Source organism: Leifsonia sp. KNZ12-8B (assembly GCF_056755495.1).
Genome location: NZ_JBPGXM010000144.1, coordinates 1 through 9,297 on the forward strand (window position 1 = coordinate 1; position 9,297 = coordinate 9,297).

Consider the following 9,297-nt stretch of genomic DNA (forward strand, 5'->3'; position numbering starts at 1 on the left):
AGATGTGTATAAGAGACAGGACCAAGAAGATCGTCGTCACCGGCGTGGGCGCGTCCTCCCCGCTCGGTGGCACCGCCCCCGAGAGCTGGCAGGCGCTGCTGGCCGGTGAGTCCGGCGCCCGCGCCCTCGAGCACGAGTGGGTCGCGCAGTACGAGCTGCCCGTCACCTTCGCCGCCGAGGCGAAGGTGCGCCCGGAGACCGTGCTGGAGCGCCCCGTCGCCAAGCGCCTCGACCCCTCCAGCCAGTTCGCCCTCGTCTCGGCGATGGAGGCCTGGGAGGACGCCGGCCGCCCCGAGGTCGCCCCCGAGCGCCTGGGCGTCGACTACGCCACCGGCATCGGCGGCGTCTGGACGCTGCTCGACGCGTGGGACACGCTGCGCGACCGCGGCCCCCGCCGCGTGCTGCCGATGACCGTGCCCATGCTGATGCCGAACGCCGCCTCCGCGGCCGTCTCGATGCACTTCGAGGCGCGCGCCTTCGCCCGTACCGTCGCGTCGGCCTGCGCCTCCAGCACCGAGTCGCTGGTCAACGCGTACGAGCACCTGCAGGCCGGTCTCGCCGACGTGGTCATCGCGGGCGGGACGGAGTCGGCCATCCACCCGATCACCGTCGCGTCGTTCTCGTCGATGCAGGCCCTCTCGCGCCGCAACGACGACCCGGCGCACGCCTCCCGCCCCTACAGCGTCGACCGCGACGGCTTCGTGATGGGCGAGGGAGCGGCGAGCCTCGTCCTCGAGACCGAGGAGCACGCGCTCGCCCGCGGCGCCCGCATCTACGCTGAGATCGCCGGCGGCGGCGTCACCGCCGACTCCTACCACATCACCGCCAACGACCCGGAGGGCCGCGGCGCCAGCCGTGCCGTGCGCATCGCCCTCGAGCGGGCCGGAGCGGAGCCCGACGAGGTCACGCACATCAACGCGCACGCGACCAGCACGCCGGTCGGCGACCCGTCGGAGTACGTGGCGCTGCGCGAGGTGTTCGGTGAGCGCGTGAACAGCATCCCGGTATCCGCCACCAAGGCGTCCACCGGCCACCTGCTCGGCGGCACGGGCGCGCTGGAGGCCGTGTTCACGATCTTCGCGGTGCGCGACCGTGTCGCTCCCCCGACGATCAACATCACCGAGCTCGACCCGGCGATCCCGCTCACGGTCTCGGGCGACCCGCAGCCGCTCGGCGACGGCCCGCAGCTCGCGATCAGCAACTCGTTCGGCTTCGGCGGCCACAACGCCGTCGTCGCCATCCGGTCGTACTGATCCGCACATGACGAAGGCCCCGGTCGGGTGACCGGGGCCTTCGTCGTGTTCACCGCGTGCGGGCGGCGCGTGCTCTGTTGAGCAGGGGCCGGGCCCGCCGCGGGAGTCCGGTGCTTCTCAGCCGACCTTGTGCAGCCAGATGACAGAGGTGTCGTCGTGCGCGTGCCGGAACGGCTCCAGCTCGTCGTCCCACGCCTGGCCGAGCGCGAGCCGCAGCTCGCGCTGCAGCTCCAGCGCGTTCGAGCCGGCGATCTCCATCGCGTAGCGGACCCGGTCCTCGGGGATCACCATGTTCCCGGCCGTGTCGGTCTGCGCGAAGAACACGCCGAGGTCGGGCGTGTGCATCCACCGGCCACCGTCCGTGCCGAGGCCGGCGTCCTCCGTGACCTCGTACCGCAGGTGCTCCCAGCCGCGCAGGGCGGATGCAAGGCGCGCTCCGGTGCCCTGCGGACCGTCCCAGAAGAACTCGGTGCGCTGGGCGCCTTTCAGGACCGGCTGCGTCTCCCACGTGAAGTTGACGGCGCGACCGAGAGCGCGTCCTGCCGCCCATTCGATGTGCGGGCAGAGCGCGCTGGGAGAGGAGTGCACGTAGAGCACTCCTCTGGATGCGTGTGCTGCCATGGTCTCCTCCGTTCGTTGGTGCGTCTTCCCCTACGACCAGGAACGGTGTGCATGACTGCGTGTGCATCGATTGCGTGTGAAGTTGAGGCGCCCTCGCGGACGCTGCCACCATCATGCCCGAGACCCGCGGGAGTTACAAGATTGTGATTCGGCGATTCTCCGCCATTCGGGATGCCCGGGCGCGTCGCGGCGGAATAGCATACCGAGTATGTCGGTACAGTACGGGTTCCTGGCCATCCTGACGCAGGGCGCCGCCTACGGCTCGCAGCTGCAGAACGAGTTCCTCGCCCGCGCGGCGCACCGTCGCGGCCTCAACGCCGGCCAGGTCTACTCCACGCTCGACCGGATGATGGACCAGGGGCTCGTGGAGGCCGCGGGCACGACCGAGGACGGCCTCCCCCTCTACGCCCTCACGCCGGCGGGTGAGGAGGCGGCCCGCGCCTGGCTGACGGTCGGCCCCTCCGACACGCGGCCCGACTGGGACGAGATGCAGGACCAGGTGCTCGTGGCGGCCTCCCTCGCCGGCGCCGACCCGGTGGCCGTCGTCGCCGACTACCGCGCGGCGTTCGCTGAGCGCATCCGGGAGCTCACCCATGAGGCCGACTCCCGAGCGCTGCTCGCGGCCAATCGCGCGGCGGAGCTCGGGGCCCGTGCGGCCATCGAGTGGCTCGACGAGGTCGCGGCGGCGCTGGAGGCGCATCCCGGCGCGCTGGTCCAGCCCCGCTCCCCGGAGCGCCCGCGCCGCGGCCGCCGACCGGCCGAGCCCGCCGAATCCCCCCGCCCCGGCGGGGGCCCCGGTCACCCCACGCCCCGGGGGGGGCGCCCAAGGGCCCCCGGGGGGGGGGGGGGGGGGCGGGGGGGGGGGGGGGGGGGGGGGGGCCGGCGGGGGCCGGAGGGGCGGAAGGCCCCTGGGTCAGTGGAGCAGGCCGCCCTGCTTGTTGAGCACGTTCTTCTCGCCGGCCTCGATCGGCACGGCGAACCGGTTCTGCGCGGGCGGCAGCGGGCAGTTGAAGTTGTAGCTGAAGGCGCACGGCGGCAGCACCGCGAGGTTGAAGTCGAGCGTGATGGTCCCGTCCGGGTTGGGCACCACGAACAGGAAGCGCCCGACCGAGTAGGTGGAGTCGCCGTTCGTGGAGTCCGCGAACACGAGCTGCAGCGCGCGCCCGGCCTGGAACGCGGCGAGCGAGTAGTCGACGCCGTCCTTGGTGAAGGTGATCTCGCCCGGGATGACCTTCTCGCGGGTGGCGCCGTCGTCCTTCAGGTGCTCGAAGCCGACCGTCTTGCCACCCTTGATCGGCGTGAAGCGGGCCTGGATGATCCACTCGGGGTTGAACGGGAAGGCGTCGATGCCGCCGAACTCCTGGATGGCCTCCGAGTTCGCGTCCCACACGCGCAGCGCGTACTCCCCCGCCTCGCTGGCGATGACGAATCCGGTGACGGTGTCGCTGAAGACGATCGCGCTGGGGTTCGGGTCGTCCTTGCCGCGCACGACGACCTCCCCGTCGACCAGGGCGCCGTCGACCCGGATGCCGTCGGCGGCGGTCGCGGTGAGCTTCAGGCCGGACTGACCGGCCGGCAGCGGCGCCCACAGGCCAGGGACGCCCCAGACCGGCTGGGCGGGAGCCTCGGGGTCGCCGGTGATCCACTGCGTGTTGACCAGGGCGAGGTTGCCTTGCGGCGCGGTGACCACCTCTTCGCGGCGGCGACGGTAGCGGGCCAGGACCTCGTTGGGGTCGACGGTGGCGGTGGATGCGGCGGTCTCGGTCATGGTCTCCATCCTCTGACAGGTCGGTGAGGAGAACCACCACCGACACTCCTGCATTCCGCCCGGACGCGTCGCGGCGCCGTCACTTCGCCTCCGCGTAGCTGTCGACGACGGCGACCGTCACCGGGAATTCGATCGGGAACGCGCCGAAGAGCAGGCGCCCGGCCTGCTGCGCCGCGGCGACCACGGCGTCCGCGGCCGCGTCGGCGAGCTCCTCCGGCGTGTGCACGATCACCTCGTCGTGGAGGAAGTACACCAGGTGCGGCGACGAGGTCAGGCCCGCGCCGGGTGCGAGGGCGGCGAGCCGGTTGCGCAGTTCGGCCATCCAGCACAGCGCCCATTCGGCGGCGCTCGCCTGCACGACGAAGTTGCGGGTGAAGCGGCCCCAGTCGCGGGAGAGCGAGCGGGCGCGGCGCTCGTCCGCGGCGGTGGAGTCGGCGGCGGAGGCGGCGCCCTGGGCGGCGCGCCACGACCCGCCGGGGAGCGGCGAGCTGCGGCCCAGCCGGGAGGTGACGATCTCGCCGCGCTCGCCGGCGCGCGCCGCCTCCTCCACGAGCCGCAGGGCACGCGGGAAGGAGCGGGCGAGTCGCGGCACCAGCCGCCCGCTCTCGCCCGTGGTGGCGCCGTACATCGCGCCCAGCATGGCGACCTTGGCCTGGGCGCGCTCGTCGACCGCGCCGGAGGCCACGATGCCCCCGTACAGGTCTTTGCCGCGCCCGGCGGTCGCCATCGCGTGGTCGCCGGAGAGCCCGGCCAGGATGCGCGGCTCCAGCTGGGCGGCGTCGGCCACGACCAGCTTCCAGCCGGGATCGGCGACGACGGCTCCGCGGACCTGCTTGGGCAGCTGCAGCGCGCCCCCGCCGCGGGTGGCCCAGCGGCCGGTGACGACGCCTCCCGGCACGTAGTCCGGCCGGAAGCGCCCGTCGCGCACCCAGCTGTCGAGCCACGTCCAGCCGTTCGCAGTGATCAGGCGCGAGAGCTTCTTGTACCGCAGCAGCGGCGCGATGACGGGGTGCTCGATCGTGCGCAGCTCCCATGACCGGGTGGAGGTGACCATGATCCCCGCGCGTTGCAGCGCCCGCAGCAGGTCGGGCGGGCTGTCGGGGTTGAGGTCAGGCGTCTCGAGCCCGGCGCGGATCTCGGTGGCCAGCGCCTCCAGCACCGCGGGCCGGCCGTACGCGGGGCGGGGGCCGAGCAGCTCGGTGAGCAGGGCGTCGTGCCGGGCGGCGCTGTACGGCAGGCCGGCGTGGCGCAGCTCGATCGCGATCAGGGCGCCGGCGGACTCGGCGGCGAGCAGCAGGCGCAGCCGGCCGGGGTCCGCACTGCCCGCCACGGCCTGCTGCTGGAGCCGGAACTCCTCGAGCGCGGAGGGGGGCTCGGGGTCGGCAGGCCCGTCGAGCTCGAACAGCGCGGTGTGCGCCTCCGCGTGCGCCTCCTCCTCGATCGCCACCGGCGTGTCCCAGGCCCCGGCGGGCGCCGTGGCGAGCGGGCTCGTCGCGGTGAGGGCGGAGCCGCGCAGGATGGCGTGGCTCAGCCGCAGGTCGACGCACCGCTCCACGCGGACGCCCGCGTCGAGCAGCGGCGGGTACCAGGAGCGGGTATCGCTCCACACCCAGCGCGGGCGCGGCTCCCCCGCCTCTCGCTCGCGGACGAACCCGGCGAGCTCGGAGCGCGGGACCATGTGCTCCTCAAGCGGCGCGGCGGCGGCATCGTCGCCTGTGACGACCGCCCGGACGGCGTCGCGGCCGGAGGCGTCGAGGACGATGTGCACCCTCCCATTCTGCGGCCCGCCTGCGACATCGCCGCACCCGCTCAGGAGAGCGACCGCCAAGCCTTGCAGCCCGCCGGAAGCGTGAGGATAATTCAACGAAACGACGACGATGCCGGACCCGAAAGGCGATCGACGATGACCGTTTACCTGCATGACAGCCAGGGTGTCTGGATAGCGTTCCGCAGCGATCCGCGTTCGCGCTGGCTGTTCAATCCGGACGGCGACTGGATCGGGTGGTTCCCGTGGCACGACGACGAGGCCGTCACCCCGGACGGCAGGTATCTGGGCACCGTGCGCGGCGACCGGCTGTACGTCGAGACCGACCACCGGTACCGCGGCGACCCCGGCTACCCCGGCATGCCGGCGCAGACCCCGGCCGTGGCCTACCCGGGCGCCGGGACGTACGCCTGTCTGCCCGACGGGTGCGACGACGTGCCGGGCTCGCTGCTCTGGCCGCAGCTCGCCTCCTGACGCCGCCGGGCGGCGAGGATGGCGCTCGGGTCTTGGATGCGCTCAGTCCGCCCGCGCGCTCAGTCCGCCAGGGCCCCGAGCCGAGCACGCAGCTGCGGCCAGGCGTCCGCGAAGCCGGGATGCAGCGGCAGCTCCGTGACCTGCTCGACCGGCACCCAGCGCAGCTCGATGCTCTCGACGTCGGCCATGTGCGCCTCGAACGGTCGCGTCACCTGCGCCACGACGGTCGTGTAGGACCAGAACCCGAGATCGAGCACGCTCTCGAACAGGACGGCCACGGCGTCGGGAGGCACGGCCGCCTCCTCCGCCGCCTCGCGCAGGGCGCCCTCCACCGCCGTCTCGTCGGCGTGCCGGGCGCCGCCCGGGAGGCCCCAGGTGCCGCCGAAGTGGCTCCAGTCGGCGCGGTGCTGCAGCAGGACTCCGCGCCGGGCGTCGTGGACGAGCAGCCCCGCGGCGCCGAAGCGCCCCCAGAACCGGCGGCCGTCCGGCCCCTCCACCCACGCGTCTCCCGAGTCCACCCCTCCACGTTAGTCCGCGTGCACGCCGTGGCGGCGTCGGCGTCGGCGGCGTCGGCGGCCCGGCCTACGCTGTCGGCATGACCGTCCGCAGCGCCGCCCTCCTGCTCCACCGCACCGGACCCGCCGGCGTGGAGGTGTGGATCGCGCACATGGGCGGCCCCTTCTGGGCGCGCAAGGACGAGGGAGCATGGTCGCTGCCGAAGGGCCTGGTCGAGGCGGACGACCTCGGCGACGAGCTGGCCGCGGCCCGGCGCGAGTTCGCCGAGGAGATGGGCGCGCCGGCGCCGGACGTCGGCTACACCCCGCTCAGCGACTTCCGCGCGTCCGCCAAGACCTTCGTCGTCTTCGCCGCCGAGGCCCCCGATTTCGCGCTCGACGAGGTGCGCAGCAACACGTTCGAGCTGGAGTGGCCGCCGCGCTCCGGCCGCCGGCAGGCGTTCCCCGAGGTGGACGACGCCGGCTGGTATCCGGTCGAGGAGGCCAGGCGCAAGCTCGCGAAAGGGCAGCGGCCCATTCTGGACGCACTGCTCGCCGCGATCGGGTAGCGCGCAACACCCCCGCCGGGTCGTATCGTGAGCGCAGGTTCCCGGGAGACCCGAGGAGGAGTCGTGGCGAAGAGCAAGGCGCACAAGGCGGCCGACAAGTCACTCGCTGCGGCGAGGGACGCGGTGGCGGACGCGCAACAGGCGGTCAGGAAGCTCGACAAGCAGACCCGCAAGGAGGCGGACGCGCTGGCCCGCGACCTCGAGCAGGTCGCGAAGGACGCGAAGAAGGCGGTCCAGCGCGCCAAGGACACGGCCCAGCGCGAGAAGGACGCCAGGAAGGCGCAGGCGGGTACGCCGGCCGGCACCGGCATCCCGACCTTCCGCGACCTGCGCGACCGGGCGAAGGCGCAGGGCATCCAGGGGTACTCCCGCATGAACAAGGCCCAGTTGCTGCACGCCCTGGGCGAGGGATGAGCCCGGCGGCGTTCACCTGCCGGTAACCGGTCGCTCGTACCGTGACGACCCGTGACTGACGCTCCCGCACCGGCCACGGCAGGGGTGCTGCTGCGCTCCGCCGCCGCGCCCGCCCCGCGCACGCTCATCGACGTCCTCCGCGCGACCGCCGCCGCGCACCCCGAGGCTTCGGCGATCGAGGACCCGGCAGGCGCGCTCAGCTACCGCGAGCTGGTCGCCAGGGTGATCGCCGGTGCGGCCCGGCTGCGGGAGGCCGGCGTGCGGCGCGGCGACCGGGTGGGCGTGCGGATGACCTCGGGCAGCCGCGGTCTGTACCTCGCCATCCTGAGCGTGCTCATGGCCGGCGCCGCCTACGTTCCCGTCGATGCCGACGACCCAGAGGAGCGCGCCGAGCTGGTCTTCGGCGAGGCGGGCGTCGCGGGGGTGATCGGCGACGACGGCTACCGGGCGCGGGCGGCCTCCGACAGCGAACCCGCCGCTCCCCTGTTCGGCACAGAGGCCCCGCACCCGAGCACGTCGGCGCTCGCCGTGGTGGACGCGCCGACGGTGGAGGACGACGCGTGGATCATCTTCACCTCCGGCTCGACCGGAACCCCCAAGGGCGTCGCCGTCCGGCACCGCTCGGCGGCCGCCTTCGTCGATGCGGAGGCGCGCCTGTTCGTGCAGGACGAGCCGATCGGCCCGCAGGACCGGGTGCTCGCGGGGCTCTCCGTCGCCTTCGACGCCTCCTGCGAGGAGATGTGGCTGGCCTGGGGTCACGGCGCGTGCCTGGTGCCGGCGCCGCGCTCGCTCGTGCGCACCGGCATGGACCTCGGGCCCTGGCTGGCCGCGCACCGCATCACCGTCGTGTCCACCGTGCCGACGCTCGCGGCGCTGTGGCCGCCGGAGGCGCTCGACTCGGTGCGGCTGCTGATCTTCGGCGGCGAGTCGTGCCCGCCCGAGCTGGTCAACCGGCTGGCGGTGGAGGGCCGCGAGGTCTGGAACACGTACGGCCCGACCGAGGCGACCGTCGTCGCGTGCGGCACGGCGCTGACCGCCGGCGAGCCGGTCAGGATCGGCCTCCCGCTGGACGGGTGGGATCTGGCCGTGGTGGACGCGGAGGGGAACCCGGTCGCCGACGGCGAGTCCGGCGAGCTCGTGATCGGCGGCGTCGGTCTCGCCCGCTACCTCGACCCCGCGAAGGATGCCGAGAAGTACGCCCCGTTCCCGACCCTCGGCTGGGAGCGCGCGTACCGCAGCGGTGACCTCGTGCGCTTCGATCCCGACGGCCTGTTCTATCTGGGGCGCGCCGACGACCAGGTGAAGGTCGGCGGCCGCCGCATCGAGCTCGGCGAGGTGGAGGCGGCACTGCAGCACCTCCCCGGCGTCTCGGGCGCCGCGGCCGCCGTGCGGAGGAGCGCAGCGGGCAACGACATCCTCGTCGGATATCTCGCGGTCCCCGACCGCGGGGCGTTCGACCGGGCGGAGGCACTGGACCGCCTGCGCGAGGAGCTGCCCGCGGCGCTGGTGCCCCTGCTCGCTCTGGTCGACGACCTGCCCGTGCGGACCTCCGGCAAGGTCGATCGTGCGGCGCTCCCCTGGCCGCTGGAGGCGGACGACGAGGAGACCGTGTTCAGCGCCGACCCGCTGACCGCGCAGCTCGCGGCCGACTGGCGCAGCGTGCTGGGCCTGCCGGTCGAGGGACCCGACGACAACTTCTTCGACCTGGGCGGAGGCTCCCTCGCGGCCGCGCAGCTCGTCTCGCTGCTGCGCCGCCGCCACCCCGACATCACGGTCGCCGACGTGTACGCGCATCCCCGCTTCGCCGCGATGGCGGAGGCGCTGGCCGAGAGCTCGCCGTCGTGGGGGGGGGCGCGCCCCGGCGCGCGGCGGCCCGCCCCCCCCGGCCGAGCCGGGGGGGGGGCCGGGGGGGGGGGGGGGGCGGGGGGGGGGCGGGGGG

Annotated in this window: 9 protein-coding genes and 1 pseudogene; 6 read left to right on the top strand and 4 right to left on the bottom strand. The window is 74.1% G+C overall.

The window, feature by feature from the left end:
* Positions 1-2 precede the first annotated feature (2 nt).
* Positions 3-1,253 carry a beta-ketoacyl-[acyl-carrier-protein] synthase family protein gene (locus ACR9ZG_RS16295; RefSeq protein ID WP_481285900.1) on the top strand — a complete coding sequence of 417 codons (1,251 nt, stop codon included), beginning with the start codon at positions 3-5 and terminating at the stop codon, positions 1,251-1,253.
* A 117-nt stretch (positions 1,254-1,370) separates the two neighbouring features.
* Here the strand turns inward: ACR9ZG_RS16295 and ACR9ZG_RS16300 are convergent, their stop codons facing one another.
* On the bottom strand, positions 1,371-1,874 hold the full coding sequence (locus ACR9ZG_RS16300; RefSeq protein ID WP_481285901.1) for a DUF3145 domain-containing protein: 504 nt from the start codon (positions 1,872-1,874) through the stop codon (positions 1,371-1,373).
* Positions 1,875-2,082: 208 nt separating this feature from the next.
* On the opposite strand from ACR9ZG_RS16300, the pseudogene ACR9ZG_RS16305 reads away from it, so the two are divergent.
* A pseudogene (locus ACR9ZG_RS16305) lies at positions 2,083-2,298 on the top strand (PadR family transcriptional regulator); the annotation flags it as partial.
* Positions 2,299-2,787: 489 nt separating this feature from the next.
* On the opposite strand, the gene ACR9ZG_RS16310 reads toward ACR9ZG_RS16305, so the two are convergent.
* Together ACR9ZG_RS16310 and ACR9ZG_RS16315 are read right to left on the bottom strand one after the other, a co-directional pair.
* On the bottom strand, positions 2,788-3,642 hold the full coding sequence (locus ACR9ZG_RS16310) for a DUF1684 domain-containing protein (protein WP_481285902.1): 855 nt from the start codon (positions 3,640-3,642) through the stop codon (positions 2,788-2,790).
* 79 nt (positions 3,643-3,721) lie between these two features.
* Complete coding sequence (locus tag ACR9ZG_RS16315; protein ID WP_481285903.1) at positions 3,722-5,410, bottom strand: bifunctional 3'-5' exonuclease/DNA polymerase; 1,689 nt, start codon at positions 5,408-5,410, stop codon at positions 3,722-3,724.
* Between the two features lie 135 nt (positions 5,411-5,545).
* Between ACR9ZG_RS16315 and ACR9ZG_RS16320 the strand changes: the two genes are divergently transcribed.
* Complete coding sequence (locus ACR9ZG_RS16320) at positions 5,546-5,881, top strand: hypothetical protein (protein WP_481285904.1); 336 nt, start codon at positions 5,546-5,548, stop codon at positions 5,879-5,881.
* A 59-nt stretch (positions 5,882-5,940) separates the two neighbouring features.
* Here ACR9ZG_RS16320 and ACR9ZG_RS16325 read toward each other — a convergent pair whose 3' ends face one another.
* Positions 5,941-6,399: an NUDIX domain-containing protein gene (locus ACR9ZG_RS16325; RefSeq protein WP_481285905.1), complete on the bottom strand. Its 459-nt coding sequence runs from the start codon at positions 6,397-6,399 to the stop codon at positions 5,941-5,943.
* A gap of 77 nt (positions 6,400-6,476) precedes the next feature.
* Here ACR9ZG_RS16325 and ACR9ZG_RS16330 point away from each other — a divergent pair, with 77 nt between their 5' ends.
* The 3 genes from ACR9ZG_RS16330 to ACR9ZG_RS16340 form a co-directional block, all read left to right on the top strand.
* Positions 6,477-6,944, top strand: a complete 468-nt coding sequence (locus tag ACR9ZG_RS16330; protein ID WP_481285906.1) for an NUDIX hydrolase — start codon at positions 6,477-6,479, stop codon at positions 6,942-6,944.
* Between the two features lie 63 nt (positions 6,945-7,007).
* Positions 7,008-7,358, top strand: a complete 351-nt coding sequence (locus ACR9ZG_RS16335) for a hypothetical protein (RefSeq protein WP_481285907.1) — start codon at positions 7,008-7,010, stop codon at positions 7,356-7,358.
* Between the two features lie 51 nt (positions 7,359-7,409).
* A partial coding sequence (locus ACR9ZG_RS16340) for a non-ribosomal peptide synthetase (RefSeq protein WP_481285908.1) occupies positions 7,410-9,297 on the top strand: 1,888 nt, incomplete at its 3' end.